The sequence below is a fragment of the Streptomyces sp. NPDC005374 genome, assembly GCF_042872225.1.
Lineage (GTDB): Bacteria > Actinomycetota > Actinomycetes > Streptomycetales > Streptomycetaceae > Streptomyces.
This window is the reverse complement of the sequence record NZ_JBIAKA010000005.1, coordinates 284786-303445: the sequence shown is the minus strand read 5'-3', so window position 1 is coordinate 303445 and position 18660 is coordinate 284786. Positions and strand designations below refer to the sequence as shown.

Annotated in this window: 17 protein-coding genes; 8 read left to right on the top strand and 9 right to left on the bottom strand. The window is 67.4% G+C overall.

Annotated features, from left to right (window positions below):
- The first annotated feature begins 18 nt into the window (after positions 1–18).
- From murJ to trxA, 6 genes are all read left to right on the top strand, one after another.
- Positions 19–2298, top strand: a complete 2280-nt coding sequence (gene murJ / locus ACFYRX_RS15180) for a murein biosynthesis integral membrane protein MurJ (protein WP_389099615.1) — start codon at positions 19–21, stop codon at positions 2296–2298.
- 119 nt (positions 2299–2417) lie between these two features.
- The gene (locus ACFYRX_RS15175) at positions 2418–4136 is read left to right on the top strand and encodes a serine/threonine protein kinase (RefSeq protein ID WP_389099613.1); all 1719 of its coding nucleotides are present in this window, start codon (positions 2418–2420) and stop codon (positions 4134–4136) included.
- A 32-nt stretch (positions 4137–4168) separates the two neighbouring features.
- Positions 4169–4894 carry an RNA polymerase sigma factor SigM gene (sigM, locus tag ACFYRX_RS15170; RefSeq protein ID WP_389099611.1) on the top strand — a complete coding sequence of 242 codons (726 nt, stop codon included), beginning with the start codon at positions 4169–4171 and terminating at the stop codon, positions 4892–4894.
- Positions 4891–5784, top strand: coding sequence for an anti-sigma factor family protein (locus ACFYRX_RS15165; protein ID WP_389099609.1), 894 nt, complete (start codon positions 4891–4893; stop codon positions 5782–5784). Before sigM ends, ACFYRX_RS15165 begins: the two co-directional genes overlap by 4 nt.
- 168 nt (positions 5785–5952) lie before the next feature.
- Positions 5953–6921 carry a thioredoxin-disulfide reductase gene (gene trxB, locus ACFYRX_RS15160; RefSeq protein WP_389099607.1) on the top strand — a complete coding sequence of 323 codons (969 nt, stop codon included), beginning with the start codon at positions 5953–5955 and terminating at the stop codon, positions 6919–6921.
- Positions 6922–6964: 43 nt separating this feature from the next.
- Positions 6965–7297: a thioredoxin gene (gene trxA / locus ACFYRX_RS15155; RefSeq protein ID WP_007383275.1), complete on the top strand. Its 333-nt coding sequence runs from the start codon at positions 6965–6967 to the stop codon at positions 7295–7297.
- Positions 7298–7355: 58 nt separating this feature from the next.
- Here the strand turns inward: trxA and ACFYRX_RS15150 are convergent, their stop codons facing one another.
- The 9 genes from ACFYRX_RS15150 to rpmH all read right to left on the bottom strand — a co-directional run bounded on the left by ACFYRX_RS15150 (position 7356) and on the right by rpmH (position 14282).
- Positions 7356–7973: a GNAT family N-acetyltransferase gene (locus ACFYRX_RS15150; protein ID WP_389099605.1), complete on the bottom strand. Its 618-nt coding sequence runs from the start codon at positions 7971–7973 to the stop codon at positions 7356–7358.
- A 324-nt stretch (positions 7974–8297) separates the two neighbouring features.
- Positions 8298–9398 carry a ParB/RepB/Spo0J family partition protein gene (locus ACFYRX_RS15145; protein WP_389099603.1) on the bottom strand — a complete coding sequence of 367 codons (1101 nt, stop codon included), beginning with the start codon at positions 9396–9398 and terminating at the stop codon, positions 8298–8300.
- Positions 9395–10468, bottom strand: a complete 1074-nt coding sequence (locus ACFYRX_RS15140; RefSeq protein WP_389100008.1) for a ParA family protein — start codon at positions 10466–10468, stop codon at positions 9395–9397. The genes ACFYRX_RS15145 and ACFYRX_RS15140 overlap by 4 nt, the downstream gene beginning before the upstream one ends.
- A gap of 265 nt (positions 10469–10733) precedes the next feature.
- Entirely contained in the window at positions 10734–11450 is a 717-nt protein-coding gene (gene rsmG / locus ACFYRX_RS15135; protein WP_389099601.1) for a 16S rRNA (guanine(527)-N(7))-methyltransferase RsmG, read from the bottom strand.
- Positions 11451–11568: 118 nt separating this feature from the next.
- Positions 11569–12084, bottom strand: coding sequence for a protein jag (locus ACFYRX_RS15130; protein ID WP_389099599.1), 516 nt, complete (start codon positions 12082–12084; stop codon positions 11569–11571).
- 15 nt (positions 12085–12099) lie between these two features.
- Complete coding sequence (yidC, locus tag ACFYRX_RS15125) at positions 12100–13398, bottom strand: membrane protein insertase YidC (protein ID WP_389099597.1); 1299 nt, start codon at positions 13396–13398, stop codon at positions 12100–12102.
- Between the two features lie 3 nt (positions 13399–13401).
- On the bottom strand, positions 13402–13755 hold the full coding sequence (yidD, locus tag ACFYRX_RS15120; protein ID WP_389099595.1) for a membrane protein insertion efficiency factor YidD: 354 nt from the start codon (positions 13753–13755) through the stop codon (positions 13402–13404).
- Positions 13752–14123 carry a ribonuclease P protein component gene (gene rnpA, locus ACFYRX_RS15115; protein ID WP_389099593.1) on the bottom strand — a complete coding sequence of 124 codons (372 nt, stop codon included), beginning with the start codon at positions 14121–14123 and terminating at the stop codon, positions 13752–13754. The genes yidD and rnpA overlap by 4 nt, the downstream gene beginning before the upstream one ends.
- A gap of 21 nt (positions 14124–14144) precedes the next feature.
- Positions 14145–14282 carry a 50S ribosomal protein L34 gene (gene rpmH, locus ACFYRX_RS15110; RefSeq protein ID WP_060891143.1) on the bottom strand — a complete coding sequence of 46 codons (138 nt, stop codon included), beginning with the start codon at positions 14280–14282 and terminating at the stop codon, positions 14145–14147.
- A 384-nt stretch (positions 14283–14666) separates the two neighbouring features.
- Between rpmH and dnaA the strand changes: the two genes are divergently transcribed.
- Together dnaA and dnaN are read left to right on the top strand one after the other, a co-directional pair.
- Positions 14667–16628: a chromosomal replication initiator protein DnaA gene (gene dnaA, locus ACFYRX_RS15105; protein WP_389099591.1), complete on the top strand. Its 1962-nt coding sequence runs from the start codon at positions 14667–14669 to the stop codon at positions 16626–16628.
- Positions 16629–17497: 869 nt separating this feature from the next.
- Complete coding sequence (gene dnaN, locus ACFYRX_RS15100) at positions 17498–18628, top strand: DNA polymerase III subunit beta (RefSeq protein ID WP_389099589.1); 1131 nt, start codon at positions 17498–17500, stop codon at positions 18626–18628.
- The last annotated feature ends 32 nt before the right edge of the window (positions 18629–18660 follow it).

Below are 18660 nucleotides of genomic sequence, written 5' to 3'. Positions count from 1 at the left end.
GACGATGAGGTGGGAACCATGAACGCGCCGTACGACGGTGACAGTCAGGGCGCGGGCAACCCGGGTCGCCCCGAGGGCCCCCCGCCCGAGCCCGGCGAGGTCCCGCCGCAGTCTCCCGCGGACATGTATCTCCAGGACACCTACGACCAGGACCCCTACCGGGCACAGGACCTCCACGCCCAGGACCCGGTCGCCGAGGCCCTCTACGACCGTGCCGCGCACCCCCCGCCGCCCCCGGGCACCTATCAGCCGCAGCAGCCGCTGTACTCCCAGCCGCCACCCTCCCCGTACGCCCCCGATCCGCAGGTGTGGGCGCAGACCCCGGCGCCCGAGCCGGAGGGCCCGACGCAGTTCCTGCCGTACGGCGACAACCCCCGCACCACCCAGTTCGTGGGTGTCGACGACCTGGTGACCCAGGCCGGCGAGGAGCGCCACGAACCGGACGCCTTCGCACACCTCTTCCGCGACCAGCAACAGGGCGGTGGCCGCCCGACGGATCCCCCGTCGGTACCCGGCCCGGCACCGGCTCCTGGCCGTCCCTCACCGGCCCCGCAGTTCCAGGCACCCGCGGCCCCCGCGCCCTCGGCAGACGAGACCATGAACCTCGGGACCGCATCGGCCCTGGCACAGACGGCACCGACTGCCCCCACGACTCCCGCGAAGAAGGGCGGGAAGGCCACGGGCCTGCTGAAGTCGAGCGCCGTGATGGCGGCCGGCACGATGGTCTCGCGCCTCACCGGCTTCATTCGCTCGGCGCTGATCGTGTCGGCGCTGGGCACTGCCTTCCTGGGCGACGCCTTCCAGGTTGCCTACCAGCTCCCGACCATGATCTACATCCTCACAGTCGGCGGCGGTCTGAACTCCGTCTTCGTGCCGCAGCTCGTGCGTGCCATGAAGGAGGACGATGACGGCGGTGAGGCATTCGCCAACCGGCTCCTGACGCTCGTCATCATGGCTCTCGCCGCGCTCACCGCGCTCACCATGCTCGCGGCGCCACTCCTGGTGCGTGCGCTGTCGAACCCCGTGGCGACCAATCCGGCGGCCAATGATGTCGCCATCACCTTCACCCGTTACTTCCTGCCCTCCATCTTCTTCATGGGCATCCATGTGGTGATGGGGCAGATCCTGAACGCACGCGGCAAGTTCGGCGCGATGATGTGGACCCCGGTCCTCAACAACCTCGTCATCATCGTGACGCTCTCGATGTTCCTGTGGGTGTACGGCACCGCCGCGCATTCCGGCATGAGCGTCACGAACATCCCGCCGGAGGGCCAGCGGCTGCTCGGCGTGGGCATCCTGCTCGGACTCGTGGTGCAGGCCCTCGCGATGATCCCGTATCTGCGCGAGACCGGGTTCCGGCTGCGCCTGCGCTTCGACTGGAAGGGCCACGGCCTCGGCAAGGCCGCGATGCTCGCGAAGTGGACCATCCTGTTCGTCCTCGCCAACCAGGCGGGCGCCCTCGTCGTCACCCAGCTCGCCACCGCGGCCGTCGCCGACACCAAGATCCCCGGCACCGGCTTCAGCGCCTACGCCAACGCCCAACTCATCTGGGGCCTCCCGCAGGCCATCATCACCGTCTCGCTGATGGCCGCCCTGCTGCCACGTATCTCCCGCTCGGCCGCGGAGGACGACGCCGGGGCAGTCCGCGACGACATCTCCCAGGGGCTGCGCACCACTGCAGTCGCGATCGTCCCAATCGCCTTCGGTTTCCTCGCACTCGGCATCCCGATGTGCACGCTGATCTTCGGTGCCTCCAGTACCGGCGCCGCCACGAACATGGGCTACATGCTGATGGCCTTCGGCCTCGGTCTGATCCCTTACTCCGTGCAGTACGTCGTCCTGCGCGCCTTCTACGCCTACGAGGACACCCGGACGCCCTTCTACAACACCGTGATCGTGGCAGCCGTCAACGCAGTCGCCTCCGCCGTCTGTTACGCCGTCCTGCCGCCCCGCTGGGCCGTGGTCGGCATGGCTGCTGCCTACGGTCTGGCCTACTCGATCGGCGTCGGGGTGGCCTGGCGCCGGCTGAGCAAGCGCCTCGGCGGCGACCTGGACGGCAACCGCGTCCTGCGGACCTACGCCCGGCTCTGCATCGCCTCCGTACCGGCGGCTTTGCTCAGTGGAGCGGTCTGCTACGGCATCGGTCACTCGCTCGGTCAGGGCGTCATCGGATCGTTCGCCTCACTGATCGCGGGTGGAGCTGTTCTGCTCGGGATCTTCTTTGTCGCGGCACGCAAGATGCGTATCGAGGAGCTGAACTCCCTGGTCGGCATGGTCCGGGGGCGTCTGGGGCGCTGAGGCGGGGGTACGCGCACAACCATCGGCCGCCACTGTGTGTCGTGCATAGCGGCGGACTGTGGGCACAATTGGGTTCTGCGTCGCACGACGCGCAAGGAATGGGGAGGCAGGGAACGACGGTGGCGGAACGGAGCACGGCTGCCGTCGACGTGGCAGACAACAGCGGTGACGAACCGCTGACCGCCAAGGCGGACCAGTCCACGGCCGACGGCGTGGCCAAGAACCGGGAGCGGGACACGGAAGACGTCGAGGCACAGGGGAGCGGCGGGACCGACGATCCCGGCAAGGCGTCACCGCCGGAGTTGCACAGCGGCCACAAACTCGCCAGACGCTACCGTCTCGAGGAGTGCGTCACCCGTCTGGACGGATTCAGCAGCTGGCGTGCCGTCGACGAGAAACTCCGTCGCGCCGTCGGCGTACACATCCTGCCCGCGGACCATGCGCGGGCACGTTCCGTCCTGGCCGCGGCCCGTTCCTCGGCGCTGCTCGGCGATCCGCGCTTCGTCCAGGTCCTGGACGCCGTCGAGGAGAACGACCTCGTCTACGTCGTCCACGAGTGGCTGCCCGACGCGACCGAGCTGACCGCGCTCCTCGCCCCGGGTCCGCTGGAGGTGTTCGACGCCTACCAGATGGTCAGTCAGGTGGCGTCCGCCATGGCCGCCGCCCACCGTGAGGGCCTCGCGCATCTGCGGCTGAACCCGAACGCAATCCTGCGTACGTCGAGCGGTCAGTGGCGCATCCGCGGCCTCGCTGTGAACGCGGCGCTGCGAGGCGCCAGTTCGGAGGCCCCTCAGCGCACGGACACCGAAGCGATCGGCGCTCTCCTGTACGCAGCCCTCACCCAGCGCTGGCCGTACGAGAACGACGCCTACGGCCTCGCCGGTCTACCCAAGGACGTCGGGCTCATCGCCCCCGACCAGGTGCGGGCAGGCGTCCACCGTGGGCTGTCCGAGCTGTCCATGCGGGCGCTCGCGAACGACGGTGCGACGGCCTCCCGCCACGAGTCGGCATGCACCACACCCGAGGAACTGGTCAAGGCGATCGGCGAGATGCCCCGCATCCGCCCGCCGGAGCCGGTGTTCACGGCGCCGCCCGAGTACCAGCGCACGACGTATCAGCAGGGCACATACGGCCGCCCCGCACCGCACCCCGGCGCCACCCAGCCGGTCTCGGTACCACCCCCACCGTTGCAGAGCCGCACCGGCCGAGCCCTGAAGTGGGCCGTCTCCGCCCTCCTCATCGCCGCGCTGGGACTGGGCAGTTGGCAGCTCGCGGACGCACTGATGGACAGGGGTGGAAAGTCGGACGAGAACCAGACCCAGACGACCGACGACGGCGACAAGAACAGCACGGCGCCGAAGCCGACGAAGACGCTCAGCATCGAGGGAGCCGAAGAGTACGTCGCCGAGGGTGACGCACAGCATCCAGGTGATGTGCAGCTGACGTACGACAACAGCTCGACCACAGGATGGCGGACCAGCAGCTACACGGACGGTCCAGACATGGTGATAAAGCCCGGCGTCGGCATCGTCTACGACCTCGGTTCCGCCCAGGAAGTGTCGGCAGCGACGCTGTCGTTCCGGTACGGCGGCAACCACACCACGGTCGAGCTGTACGCCACCGATTCACTGGGCTCGTCCACACCGCTGAGCTTGATGAAGAAGCTGGGTACGGCGAAGACGAACAGCGCCTCAGCCAACGTGAAGGTCGACAAGCCGGTGAAGAGCCGTTACGTGCTGGTCTGGCTGACTGCTCTGCCGTACTCCGGAGCCGATTCCGCGAACTACAGCAAGCCCGGCTACAAGCAGGCCATCACCAACGTGAAGTTCACCGGCTGAGAGCTCACCGCAGACAAAGGGAGGGGGGTCCGATGGCAGATGACACCGCGTACGGCGACACCAGCGATCAGGACCTCCTGGCCCGCCATGTAGAGGGCGACCACGATGCCTTCGGTGAGATCGTGCGGCGGCATCGGGATCGGCTGTGGGCGGTGGCTCTCCGGACGCTGGGGGACCGCGAGGAAGCCGCTGACGCCGTTCAGGATGCCCTTGTCTCGGCCTACCGGGCCGCGCACACGTTTCGGGGACAGTCGGCCGTCACCACGTGGCTGCACCGGATCACGGTGAACGCCTGCCTGGACCGGGCCCGGAAGGCGGCCTCCCGGAAGACGTCCCCGGTGGACGACACCGAACGCCTGGAACAGCTCCTGGAGCCGCACGAGTCGGCCTCGGCACCCGCGGAACGCAACGACCTCCACCGCCAACTCCTGGAGGCGCTGGGCACCCTCCCGCCCGACCAGCGAGCGGCCCTCGTCCTGGTGGACATGCAGGGCTACCCGGTCGCCGAAGCCGCCCGCATCCTCGACGTGCCGACGGGGACAGTGAAGAGCCGCTGCGCCCGAGGCAGAGCCAGACTCCTCCCCCTCCTGACCCACCTCCGGCCGGAAAACGCCGGTGACGGCATACAGGAGGTCTCACGACGGAACCGGACTCAGGGGACTTCCGTCCCACCCGCAGCGGGGCCTTCGCCAGAGGGCCCGCCGGATCCGGGATCAAGCGATTCAGCTGTAGTGAAGGGCGGAGGTGGGCGAGCGTGACTTCCACGACAGACACAGCGGGGCACCTGGATGTCGCGGAGATCTCCGACCTCACCGAAGGGCTCCTCCCGGCCTCCAGGACCGCGGATGTACGTCGGCATCTGGACGAGTGTGAACTCTGCGCGGACGTTCATGCGTCGCTGGAGGAGATCCGCGGATTGCTCGGCACTTTGCCGGGCCCCCTGCGCATGCCCGCCGACGTCGCCGGCAGGATCGACGCCGCTCTCGCCGCAGAAGCTCTGCTGAATGCCACGGCTCCGGATGCCGTGAATGCTCCGGCACCGGTCGAGAGCGCTCATGTTTCACGTGAAACATCGCCTCCCGCCGACCGACCCACGGGCCACGCCCGCCCCACGACCACAGGCCCCGGCCGTAAGGAACGGCAACGAAACGGCCGGCGCAGGACTGTGGTCCTGGGCGCCGTCTTCGCGGTCGCGGCTCTGGGGTTCGGTTCTGTGCTGTTGTCATCGCTGGACGAGGGCAAGCCGTCGGACGCAGGCCAGGTCTCCGCAGCCGACACATTCTCCGACAGCACGCTGGAGAAACAGATCACCGATCTCCTCGGCTCGGATCGCGCCACGGGTGGATCCCGTGCTCCGCAGGACAGCACCAGCGTGGGAGTGCAGTCCGTCCCCCCCACCGGGAACCAGCCCTTCGTGAAGAAGCAGCCCTTGGTGCCGGCCTGCATCAAAAGGGGCATCCACAGCAGCGGCACAACCCTCGCGACCAAGGACGGCGTCTACAAGGGCACGGATGCACTGCTCGTCGTGCTTCGCGACCCCTCCAACAGCGCCCGGGTCAACGCCTTCATCATGGACGCGTCCTGCGTGAAGAAGACGCCGACAGCCACAGCGAAGATTCTGCTGAAGCAGTCCTACGCGCACTCCTGAGCGCTCACGCGTCGTCTCCGTCCTGCGTGGTATTTCGTACCGAGTGGCCTCTCCGTGTGCCCGGACACACCGGGAATGCGCGCCCCTTAGGATCCGTTGGGTGGGGTGAGAGTTCTGAGAGGGGCTCCACCGGTCCGACGACGCAGTCCAGAGACGAGGAACCAAGCCGTGAGCGACGTTCGTAACGTGATCATCATCGGCTCCGGGCCCGCCGGCTACACGGCGGCGCTCTATACCGCGCGCGCGTCGCTGAAGCCGCTGGTGTTCGAGGGCGCCGTCACCGCTGGCGGCGCGCTGATGAACACCACCGAGGTGGAGAACTTTCCCGGCTTCCAGGACGGCATCATGGGCCCCGAGCTCATGGACAACATGCGCGCCCAGGCCGAGCGTTTCGGTGCCGAGCTCGTGCCGGACGACATCGTCAGCGTCGACCTGACCGGTGAGATCAAGACCGTCACCGACACCTCGGGGACTGTGCACCAGGCGAAGGCCGTGATCGTCACCACCGGTTCGCAGCACCGCAAGCTCGGCCTGCCGAACGAGGACGCCCTCTCCGGCCGCGGTGTTTCCTGGTGTGCCACCTGCGACGGCTTCTTCTTCAGGGACCACGACATCGCCGTCATCGGCGGTGGCGACACCGCAATGGAGGAGGCGACCTTCCTCTCCCGCTTCGCCAAGTCCGTGACGATCGTCCACCGCCGGGACACCCTGCGCGCCTCCAAGGCGATGCAAGAGCGCGCCTTCGCCGACCCCAAGATCAAGTTCGTGTGGGACAGCGAAGTCGCCGAGATCCAGGGCGACCCGAAGCTCTCGAGCCTGAAGCTGCGCAACCTCAAAACCGGCGAGCTCTCGGACCTGGCGGTCACCGGCCTGTTCATCGCGATCGGCCATGACCCGCGCACCGAGCTGTTCAAGGGCCAGCTCGAGCTGGACGGTGAGGGCTACCTGAAGGTGGAGGCGCCTTCGACCCGCACCAACCTGACCGGTGTCTTCGGCGCCGGCGACGTGGTCGACCACACCTACCGCCAGGCGATCACCGCGGCCGGCACCGGTTGCTCCGCCGCACTCGACGCCGAGCGCTTCCTTGCCGCCCTCGCGGACGAGGAGAAGGCCGAGCCCGAGAAGACTGCTGTCTGACCCCCATCCCGCCCCACCGCACCAACCAGTTAAGGAGCCCGCCGTGGCCGGCACCCTGAAGAATGTGACCGACGATTCCTTCGAGCAGGACGTCCTGAAGAGCGACAAGCCCGTCCTGGTGGACTTCTGGGCCGCCTGGTGCGGACCGTGCCGTCAGATCGCGCCGTCCCTCGAGGCGATCGCCGCCGAGTACGGCGACAAGATCGAGATCGTCAAGCTGAACATCGACGAGAACCCGGGTACGGCCGCCAAGTACGGCGTCATGTCGATCCCCACCCTCAACGTGTACCAGGGTGGCGAGGTCGCCAAGACCATCGTCGGTGCCAAGCCGAAGGCCGCGATCGTCCGCGACCTTGAGGACTTCATCGCTGAGTGACGTTTCACGTGAAACATGAAGGGGCCGGTCCGCAAGGGCCGGCCCCTTCGCTTGTCCGTCACAACGGTCGCAGCGCTGGTTCCTTCTGTACCGCCCCGAGGAGCCGGTCCAGCGCCATCTCCACGTCTTCCTTCCAGGAGAGCGTGGTACGCAGCTCCAGCCTCAGCCTGGGGTATGTGGGATGCGGCCTGACCGTCTTGAAGCCCACCGCCAGGAGATGGTCGGCAGGAAGCAGACAGGCCGGCTCTTTCCAGCGGGCGTCACCGAAAGCCTCGATCGCCTTGAACCCGCGCCGCAGAAGATCCTTGGCGACCGTCTGGACCATCACCCGCCCCAGTCCCTGCCCCTGGTAGCCCGGCATGATGAACGACGTCATCAGCTGGACGGCGTCAGGAGAGACAGGGCTCGTGGGGAACGCCGTCGAGCGAGGCACGTACGCGGGAGGAGCGTAGAGGACGAAGCCGACCGGTACCTCGTCGACGTAGACGACCCGGCCGCACGATCCCCAGTCCAGCAGGACGGCGGAGATCCAGGCTTCCTTCTCCAGGGTGGGTGTTCCCGCCTTTACTGCGGCCTCTCCACTGACTGGGTCCAACTCCCAGAAGACACACGAGCGACAGCGCTTGGGAAGGTCCGGAAGGTTGTCCAGCGTGAGCGGTACGAGCCGACGCCCCATAAAGGCTGTTCCTCGCTTCCTTCGCCCGCCACATCGCGGGCGGCAGTCAGAGCGCTTCTTTCCCTGAGCAGGCTGCCGACGAAGCCGCCGACCGCCCCCAGCCCCAGGCCCGCGCTCACCAATCCGCTTCGGCTCATCGTTCGCATGGCCCCTGCCTCCCCTTGCAGGTACTGGCGGGTGGATGTGCCTCACCCAGTCGCATCGTATCCACACAGCGAATCCATCGATACCGCCTGGAAGCAAAGAGCGGGCCGTGTCCGGTGTGCACCGGACACGGCCCGCTCTTCGTGTTCTGCCTGAGTGGTATCACCCCGGCGAGGCGGTTCAGGCTTCCGTCTCCTCGTCGTCGCCGTCCAGCAGGCTCTTCTGGAGGACCGGCCCCTCACCCGGGGCGAGACTGCTGAGGATGCGCTCGAGGTCCTCCATGGAGGCGAACTCGACCGTGATCTTGCCCTTCTTCTGTCCCAGGTCGACCTTCACCCGCGTCTCGAAGCGGTCCGAGAGACGGGTCGCGAGATCGGTCAGCGCCGGGGAGACAAGGGCACCGGCGCGCGGTCCCTTAGATCGTTGCGCAGTCTGAGGCCGCGATCCCATGAGGGTCACGATCTCCTCGACAGCGCGCACCGAGAGTCCTTCGGCCACGATCCGATGGGCCAGTCGGTCCTGCTCCTCCGAGTCGTCGACGGAGAGCAACGCCCGAGCATGTCCGGCGGAGAGCACCCCGGCAGCCACGCGGCGCTGGACGGCCGGCGAGAGCTTCAGCAGACGCAGAGTGTTGGAGACCTGCGGACGAGAGCGGCCGATGCGGTCTGCCAGCTGGTCGTGCGTGCAGTTGAAGTCCTTCAGCAACTGGTCATACGCAGCTGCTTCTTCCAGCGGGTTCAGCTGAGCACGGTGCAGGTTCTCCAGGAGCGCGTCCAGGAGAAGCTTCTCGTCATCCGTGGCCCGCACGATCGCCGGGATCGCCTCCAGGCCGGCCTCACGGCAGGCCCGCCAGCGCCGCTCGCCCATGATGAGCTCGTAGCGGGTGGGACCCAGCTCCCGCACGACGACCGGCTGGAGAAGGCCGACCTCCTGGATGGAGGTCACCAGTTCCTGAAGCGCGTCCTCGTCAAAGACCTCACGCGGCTGACGTGGGTTCGGCGTGATGGAGTCGAGGGGGAGCTCCGCGAAGTATGCGCCCACAGGAGGAGCTGGCGTGTCTCCATAGCCGTTGACCGACGGCTCCTCGGTTTCATGTGAAACAGGCGGCAACATGGCCACCTTCGCCGCAGCCACCCCACGGTCGGTCGTCAGCACCGGCACCGACGTCGGGGACGCGGAACCTGCGCCCCCCATCGCCGCCGGGGTCGGCGTCTTCTCCGTCGGGGCAGCGGGGATCAGTGCGCCGAGACCACGACCCAGACCCCTCCGTCGCTCGCTCACTGGATCCCTTCCACCATGCTCGGGTTGCTCTGTGCGCCGATGTGCGCCTGCGTCGGGTCGTAGCTGACACCAACGCCCTTCAGCGCGATCTCTCGCGCCGCCTCAAGGTAGGACAGCGCACCACTCGATCCAGGATCGTAGGTCAGCACCGTCTGTCCGTAACTCGGCGCCTCGGAGATACGGACCGAGCGGGGAATGCTCGTCCGCAGCACCTCGTCGCCGAAGTGGGTGCGCACCTCGTCCGCGACCTGGGACGCGAGGCGCGTCCGGCCGTCGTACATGGTGAGCAGGATGGTCGATACGTGCAAGGTGGGATTCAGGTGGCCCCGCACCAGGTCGACGTTACGCAGGAGCTGACCCAGTCCCTCCAGTGCGTAGTACTCGCACTGGATCGGGATGAGGACCTCAGCACCGGCCACCAGTGCGTTGACCGTCAACAGGCCAAGCGAGGGCGGGCAGTCGATGAGGATGTAGTCCAGGGGCTGTTCGTACGCCTGGATCGCTCGCTGCAACCGGCTCTCACGTGCCACCAAGGACACGAGCTCGATCTCCGCACCGGCGAGGTCGATCGTGGCGGGGGCACAGAAGAGGCCTTCGACATCAGGGACCGGCTGGACGACCTCGGCCAGCGGCCTGCTGTCGACCAGGACGTCGTAGATGGAAGGGACTTCGGCATGGTGGTCTATGCCCAGCGCAGTGGACGCGTTGCCCTGGGGGTCGAGGTCGATCACCAGGACACGGCCGCCGTGCAGTGCCAGCGAAGCAGCAAGATTGACGGTTGTCGTCGTCTTGCCTACGCCGCCCTTCTGGTTGGCGACGACCATGATCCGGGTCTGCTCGGGCCGTGGCAGGCCCTCGCCGGCGCGACCCAAAGCCTCCACCGCCAGTTGGGCGGCGCGACCGATCGGAGTGTCGTCCATCGGGGGCGGTGTTTCACGTGAAACATCGTCCCCCATCGACTCGGTTCGGGGACCGGGGACCGGATCGGTCATCGGTCCCGCGATGTTGGCGTCGGACCGCACGGATTCACTCTCCTCGACTTCAGGCTCGCAATGAACAGAGCCTCCCATGTCTTCGGGGTCATGAACCAGTGAGGCCTGTTGTTCTGTGGAGAAATCCACCTCTGTGGACAACTCCGTTACCTCTCCGAGTGACCCGAGAGGCTTCCGGTCGCGGGGTTCGGCCGCGGCGCGGCCCCGGCTGATGATGCCGTGCAGCAGTGAGCGACGTTTCACGTGAAACACGATGCACAGCAGCCGTGGCCGTTCGGCCGCGACACTCCGGCATGCATAGGTTTGGCAGCTTGTGTGGAGTACGTCTCGTCGTCAGGACGGATCAACGACGCCGACGAGTGCGTCCGGTCCGGGCGGCCTTGGCTCGCTTGGCCGCGAAACGCACACCGCCGGGACTTTCCCCCACCTCGACCCGCACCACCGTGGACAACGGGTCAACCACTCCCTCACCCACATGCAGGATGGAGGTCTCCACCGCACCGAGCTTGCTCAGTGCGGTGGCCGAGGCTTTGAGCTCCTCCTCCGCCGTGTCGCCCTTGAGCGCGAGCATCTCCCCGTACGGCCGCAGCAGAGGGATGCCCCAGGTCGCCAGCCGGTCCAGCGGGGCCACGGCCCGCGCTGTGACCACGTGGACGGGGGCCAGCGTGCCCATGACCTCCTCGGCCCGGCCTCGGACGACCGTCACATGGTCCAGGCCCAGCATCTCCACGACCTCGGTCAAAAAGGTCGTACGCCTCAGCAGGGGCTCCAGCAGAGTGATCTTCAGGTCCTCACGGACAAGAGCCAGAGGGATACCGGGCAGGCCGGCGCCGGAGCCGACATCGCACACCGTCACGCCCTCGGGAACAACCTCTGAGAGCACCGCGCAGTTCAGCAGATGCCGCTCCCACAGGCGGGGCACTTCTCGCGGGCCGATAAGACCACGCTGCACACCCGCCTCCGCCAGGAGTTCGGCGTAGCGCACCGCGTCCGCGTAGCGATCGCCGAACACCTCTCGCGCCTGTTCGGGCGCGGGGGGAAGCTCCGCTGCCTCCGTCACGGGGAACCGTCCTTCCGTACCGCATCAGCGCACCGGGCGCCGACCACCAGAACTATCAGGCTGACAAAGTTCGGCCCCGCCTGCTCTACAGACGGGGCCGGAGGAACGTAGGAACCGATCAGGCGGGAAGCACGACGACGAAGCGCTGCGGCTCCTCGCCTTCGGACTCACTGCGCAGGCCGGCGGCCTTGACGGCGTCGTGCACGACCTTGCGCTCGAACGGCGTCATCGGGTCGAGATTGACGGACTCGCCGGTGCTCTTGACCTCGGCGGCAGCCTTGGCACCCAGCTCGGACAGCTCGGCACGCTTCTTGGCCCGGTAACCGGCGATGTCCAGCATCAGCCGGCTGCGGTCTCCGGTCTCCCGGTGCACGGCCAGGCGCGTGAGCTCCTGGAGGGCTTCCAGCACCTCGCCGTCGCGGCCGACCAGCTTGTTGAGGTCGCGGCCGCCCGAGTCGCTGATGATCGAGACAGCGGCACGGTCGGCCTCGACGTCCATGTCGATGTCGCCGTCGAGATCGGCGATGTCGAGCAGACCTTCGAGGTAGTCCGCCGCGATCTCACCCTCCTGCTCCAGGCGGGTGAGGGTGTCTACGCCCTCGGCAGCGGCGGAGGTGGTGGTGCCTTCCGTCACGGGATGGACTCCTTCTTACTTCTTGGACGGGGACTTGGGCCGCTGCGGACCTTTGCGCTGTCCGGACTGGGCCTTGCTGCGAGTACCGGCGCCGGGCTGCTTCTTGGCCGGAGCGGCAGGCTTGGCGTCCTCGGGCTCGTCGGACTTGTTCAACGAGATCGGCTCCGACGACAGGCTGTCATCGTCGGCCTTCGAGCCGCTCGAAGCGGCACCCACCGCACCACCGGACTGACGCTGGGACTTGCTCTGCCGCTTGGGCTGCTGCCGCTTGGGAGCAGCAGCACTGGCCGGCGAGCCGTCCTCGGTCTGGGCCACGGCCTGGGAGTCGCTCTGGATCACGTTGCCGTCGGCCTGGGCCGCGAGACCCGCCTTGTTCAGACCGTTGATGAACTTGCGCTCGAACTCGTTGCGGTCACGGCCCTTGGCGACGATCGCCTTGATGATCGTGCGCTCGCTGCGCTTGCGCGTCTTGCCGTGGCTCGTGACGTGCTTGGTCAGACGCTCCAGGTAGGCGGCCTGAGCCTTGGAACCCGGGGTGGGGTTGTTGTGGATCACGTACATCTGCTGGCCCATGGTCCACACGTTGGTCGTGAGCCAGTAGACGAGGACACCGACCGGGAAGTTGATACCGAAGACGGCGAACATGACGGGGAAGACGTACATCAGCATCTTCTGCTGCTGCATGAACGGCGTCTTGACCGTGGTGTCGACGTTCTTCGTCATCAGCTGGCGCTGCGTGTAGAACTGCGACGCCGACATCATGACGATCATGATCGCGGTGACGACCCGCACATCGGTGACCGTGGCACCCAGCGCCTGGACGGTGGCGGAGCCGTCCTTGAACTTCGCGGCGAGCGGGGCACCGAAGATGTGTGCCTTACGAGCGCTGGCCAGCAGCGACTCGTTGATGACACCGATGGTGTCACCGGTCGCGATGCCGTTGAGCACGTGGTACAGGGCGAAGAAGAACGGGGACTGCGCCAGGATGGGAAGGCACGAGGAGAGCGGGTTGGTGCCCGTCTCCTTGTACAGCTTCATCATCTCTTCGGACTGACGCTGCTTGTCGTTCTTGTAGCGCTCCTGGATCTTCTTCATCTCGGGCTGGAGCGTCTGCATGGCCCGCGTCGACTTGATCTGCTTCACGAAGAGCGGGATCAGGCAGATACGGATCAGGATCACGAGGGACACGATCGACAGGCCCCAGGCCCACCCGGTGTCAGGGCCGAAGATCTTGCCGTACACCGTGTGGAACTGGACGATGACCCAGGAGACGGGTGTCGTGATGAAGCTGAAAAGACTGGCAATCGTGTCCACTAATCATGCTCCTTGGGCATGGGACGGAGTCTCGGCGGCCGGGCTCGAAGGAGTCTGTCCCTCGGCGGCCGAGTCGGCGGCGGAGGGCCCGCCCCTGCGTGCACGCCAGGCGTTACGCAGCAATTCGTGCCACCGCGGACGCTTCCGCGGCGGGACATGGTCCACGCCCCCCAGCGACCACGGATTGCACCGCAGGATGCGCCAGGCGGTGAGTGCCGTGCCCTTGATCGCACCGTGCCGATCGATGGATTGGTAGCCGTAGTGGGAGCACGACGGGTAGTACTTGCACACCGGCCCCAGCAGCGGACTGATGGTCCACTGGTAGAGCTTGATCAACGCCAGCAGCGGGTACTTCATCGCGCGCCCCCTCCCAGCAGCCGCTGTAGGGCGGCATCCAGGTCTCGGGCCAGTTGTTCATGATCGGCGTCGCCCGCCTCGGGCAACGCCCGTACGACTACCAGGCTACCGGGGGGCAACAGGGCGACGCGGTCGCGCATCAGATGGCGAAGCCTGCGCTTCACCTTGTTGCGCACGACCGCGCCCCCCACCGCTTTGCTCACGACGAAACCCGCACGCGTCGGGGGAGCGCTCTCCCCAGGCGCGTGCGGGTCCGTGGCACCGCTACGAAGATGGACGACGAGGGACGGGCGGCCTGCCCGGCGCCCCCGTCGTACCGCGGTCGCGAAGTCTTCGCGCCGCCTCAGCCGATGCTCGGTAGGCAGCACGACGTCATGACCTGATCAGAATCAGGCGGACAGGCTCGAGCGACCCTTGCTACGGCGGTTCGCAAGAATCGCGCGGCCGGCACGGGTACGCATCCGCAGGCGGAAACCGTGGGTCTTCGCGCGGCGACGGTTGTTCGGCTGGAAGGTGCGCTTGCTCACTCGGGGGCTCCAGAAATGACTCGTTGGTTGCGGGTGCCGTCCTGGCTGTCACCGTGCGCCCACGAGAAGCTCGCAGTAACGCCCGAGTGCACCGCTTCCCGATCACCCGAGGCGATCTGTGCCCATCGGAGGCAGGCGGCAGCAGCCATCGACAACTCGACCTGGTCACGGTACGCGGGGCTACGCCATCCGGTCAAACCAGCGGTCACCAGGAGACACTATCCACAGGCTGGGGACAACAACTTGAACCGCACCCGTCGCCCTGACTACCGTGGCTGAACTCCGACTCGCTTCCCCTGACCCCTCTGTTTCGGCTCCACCCCTTTTGAATCCCGACTCGTCCCACAACCACACGTTCGTGGGACCCGTGAGAGAGCGTGCCCTGTGGCTGACGTACCTGCCGATCTTGCCGCAGTGTGGCCACGCGTACTCGAGCAACTCCTCGGTGAGGGCCGCGTCCAGGGTGTCGAGGCGAAGGACGAGCACTGGATCCGGCGCTGCCAGCCGCTCGCGCTGGTCGCCGACACCGCCCTGCTCGCAGTGCCGAACGAATTTGCGAAAGGCGTACTGGAGGGCCGACTGGCCCCCGCCGTCAGCGAGACGCTGAGCCGCGAGTGCGGCCGTCCCATCCGAATCGCGATCACCGTCGACGACTCCGCGGGCGAACCCCCACCGCCGCCCACGCCCCCCACACCCCGCCACCAGTCGCGCTACGAGGAGCCCGAGCTCCCCTCCGGCCAGTACGACGACTCGTACGGCAACCAGTACGACAACAACCAGTACAAGGGCTACGGCCGACACCGCGGCGCCGACGACTCCATGCCGGGTCGCGGCGAACAGCGCCCCGGACCCCAGGGCGACCACGCCTCCCGCGCGGACCAGCTCCCGACCCCCCGCCCCGCGTACCCCTCGGAGTACCAGCGCCCCGAACCCGGCGCCTGGCCACGCCCCGCGCAGGACGAGTACAGCTGGCAGCAGCAGCGGCTCGGCTTCCCCGAGCGCGACCCTTACGCCTCGCCCTCGCAGGAGCCGTACCCGCAGGAGTCGTACGGCGCCCCGTCACAGGACTACCGGCCGCAGCCGATGGAGCGTCAGTCCTACGACAACCCGCGCCCCGACTACGACCAGCGGCCGGACTACGACAAGCCGCGCTCCGACTACGACCAGCGCGACAACCGCCGCGACCTGCCCGAGCCCCCGTCCGGCTCCGGGCGAGTGCACCGCGGCGGCCCCGTCGGCTCCAGCCTGCCCACCACCGGCGCCCCCGGTCCGCTGGCCGCGCAGCCCGCGCCGGCGACGAGGCCCGGGGAGCCCACCGCCCGGCTGAACCCGAAGTACCTCTTCGACACCTTCGTCATCGGCGCCTCCAACCGCTTCGCACACGCGGCCGCCGTCGCGGTCGCCGAGGCACCGGCCAAGGCGTACAACCCCCTCTTCATCTACGGGGAATCAGGGCTCGGCAAGACGCACCTGCTGCACGCGATCGGGCACTACGCGCGCAGTCTGTATCCCGGCACGCGCGTGCGGTACGTGAGCTCGGAGGAGTTCACCAACGAGTTCATCAACTCCATCCGCGACGGCAAGGGCGACAGCTTCCGCAAGCGCTACCGCGAGATGGACATCCTGCTCGTCGACGACATCCAGTTCCTCGCGGACAAGGAGTCGACGCAGGAGGAGTTCTTCCACACCTTCAACACCCTCCACAACGCCAACAAACAGATCGTGCTCTCCAGCGACCGGCCGCCCAAGCAGCTGGTCACGCTGGAGGACCGGCTGCGGAACCGTTTCGAGTGGGGTCTGATCACCGACGTCCAGCCGCCCGAGCTGGAGACGCGGATCGCGATCCTCCGCAAGAAGGCGGTGCAGGAGCAGCTCAACGCCCCGCCGGAGGTGCTGGAGTTCATCGCCTCCCGCATCTCGCGCAACATCCGCGAGCTGGAGGGGGCGCTGATCCGGGTGACGGCGTTCGCGTCGCTCAACCGGCAGCCGGTCGACCTGGGCCTCACCGAGATCGTGCTCAAGGACCTGATCCCCGGCGGCGAGGACTCGGCCCCCGAGATCACTTCGACAGCCATCATGAGCGCCACGGCGGCCTACTTCGGCCTGACCATCGATGACCTGTGCGGCACCTCACGGGGCCGCGCGCTCGTCACGGCCCGCCAGATCGCCATGTACCTGTGCCGCGAGCTGACGGACCTCTCGCTGCCGAAGATCGGCGCGCTGTTCGGCGGCCGCGACCACACGACCGTGATGCACGCGGACCGCAAGATCCGCAATCTGATGGCCGAGCGACGCTCCATCTACAACCAGGTGACCGAGCTGACGAACCGCATCAAGAACGGCTGACACCGGCAGACTCACCACGGTTTCGGCACCGAAGGGCGCCCTGGGGACGAGATCCCGAGGGCGCCCTTCGTCATGCCGCCGTAGCCGGCTGTTCGATTAGCCGTGGGGTTACGGCCTCTCTCCACAGATTCGGTCACTTTCTCCCGTACACACCCTGGGGACTGAGAAGTTGTCCAGATCACCGTCCACAGGGCCTCTACTGAAAGACCATCACCCCAGGTCAGATGGCTGTGGATTCGTGGACAAAGGATCTCCACAGACTGTGGACAGCGAAATGATCCACAGGCTGTGCACCGAGTTGTCCACCGACAACCCACAGGCCAGGCCCGGTTGTCCCCAGCGATCAGTGGCTTCTCCACAGGCCTGTCCACTGTTCGGCAACGCGACGCACCTCCTCACCGGGTCGAGTGAAAGGCGTCACACGAAGGTGCCGGGTTGGCTTGTGGGAAACGGGGGTAAAGCTGGGGACGGTGCTGGGGAGAACTCGCCTCCAGCTGTGCATGGAGTGTGCAGAACTTTCTGTTCTCCACAGAGACGCCTGGTTGTCCACCGCCTCCGCCCACAGGGCCGGTGGACAAAATTTCCCCTCTGAGCTGGGAAAACAGGGTTATCCACTGTATCCACAGCCCCTACTACTACTCCCAACTAGAGAGAGCTGGGAATCCGTTTAGAAGGGGGTCCTGTGCACAACTCGCTGCCCGGTGCCCGGCTGCCCCTCGTCACGACTTGACCCCGAGAGGCACCTACTGTCAGTGGGGTGCGTCAGACTGTTCCCCGGTGTCCTTCCCGCCACAGGGGCCGACGACACCGAGACAGACGACGAAGCCAGGCAGGCCGAGCAGCGCCGGCAACAGCAGGAGGCGGCAACAGTGAAGATCCGGGTGGAACGCGACGTACTCGCGGAGGCAGTGGCCTGGGCGGCACGCAGCCTCCCGGCCCGTCCGCCGGCGCCGGTCCTCGCCGGCCTGCTCCTGAAGGCCGAGCAGGGCCAGCTGAGCCTGTCCAGCTTCGACTACGAGGTCTCCGCGAGGGTGTCCGTGGAGGCCGAGGTCGAGGAAGAGGGCACGGTGCTGGTCTCCGGTCGGCTGCTCGCCGACATCTGCCGCGCCCTCCCCAACCGACCGGTGGAGATTTCCACAGACGGTGTACGGGCGACGGTGGTGTGCGGCTCCTCCCGGTTCACACTCCACACGCTGCCTGTGGAGGAGTACCCGGCGCTGCCGCAGATGCCGACCGCGACCGGCACCGTGCCCGGTGAGGTCTTCGCCTCCGCCGCCGCCCAGGTCGCCATCGCGGCCGGCCGCGACGACACGCTGCCCGTCCTGACCGGTGTGCGCATCGAGATCGAGGGCGACACCGTCACCCTGGCCTCCACCGACCGCTACCGCTTCGCGGTCCGCGAGTTCCTGTGGAAGCCGGAGAACCCCGAGACGTCCGCGGTGGCCCTGGTGCCCGCCAAGACGCTCCTGGACACCGCCAAGGCGCTCACGAGCGGCGACAGCGTCATCCTGGCGCTGTCCGGCTCGGGTGCGGGCGAGGGGCTGATCGGTTTCGAGGGCGCGGGCCGTCGTACGACGACGCGTCTTCTGGAGGGCGACCTTCCGAAGTACCGCTCGCTGTTCCCCACGGAGTTCAACTCCATCGCCGTCATCGAGACCGCCCCCTTCGTGGAGGCCGTCAAGCGTGTGGCCCTGGTCGCCGAGCGCAACACCCCCGTGCGGCTGAGCTTCGAGCAGGGTGTGCTCATCCTGGAGGCCGGTTCCAGCGACGACGCACAGGCTGTGGAGCGGGTCGACGCCCAGCTTGAGGGCGACGACGTGTCGATCGCCTTCAACCCGACCTTCCTGCTGGACGGTCTGAGCGCGATCGACTCCCCGGTGGCGCAGCTCTCCTTCACGACGTCCACCAAGCCCGCGCTGCTGAGCGGCAAGCCGGCCCTGGACGCCGAGGCGGACGAGGCCTACAAGTACCTGATCATGCCGGTGCGGCTCAGCGGCTGAGCGTGTCGGCCGGCTTTGCCGGGGCGCCTGCC

Excerpts from the sequence above, each read along its gene's own strand:
- murJ (WP_389099615.1), top strand. The coding sequence starts at position 19 with ATGAACGCGCCGTACGACGGTGACAGTCAGGGCGCGGGCAACCCGGGT.
- sigM (WP_389099611.1), top strand. The coding sequence starts at position 4,169 with ATGGCAGATGACACCGCGTACGGCGACACCAGCGATCAGGACCTCCTG.
- ACFYRX_RS15150 (WP_389099605.1), bottom strand. The coding sequence starts at position 7,973 with ATGGGGCGTCGGCTCGTACCGCTCACGCTGGACAACCTTCCGGACCTT.
- ACFYRX_RS15140 (WP_389100008.1), bottom strand. The coding sequence starts at position 10,468 with ATGGGAGGCTCTGTTCATTGCGAGCCTGAAGTCGAGGAGAGTGAATCC.
- yidD (WP_389099595.1), bottom strand. The coding sequence starts at position 13,755 with ATGAAGTACCCGCTGCTGGCGTTGATCAAGCTCTACCAGTGGACCATC.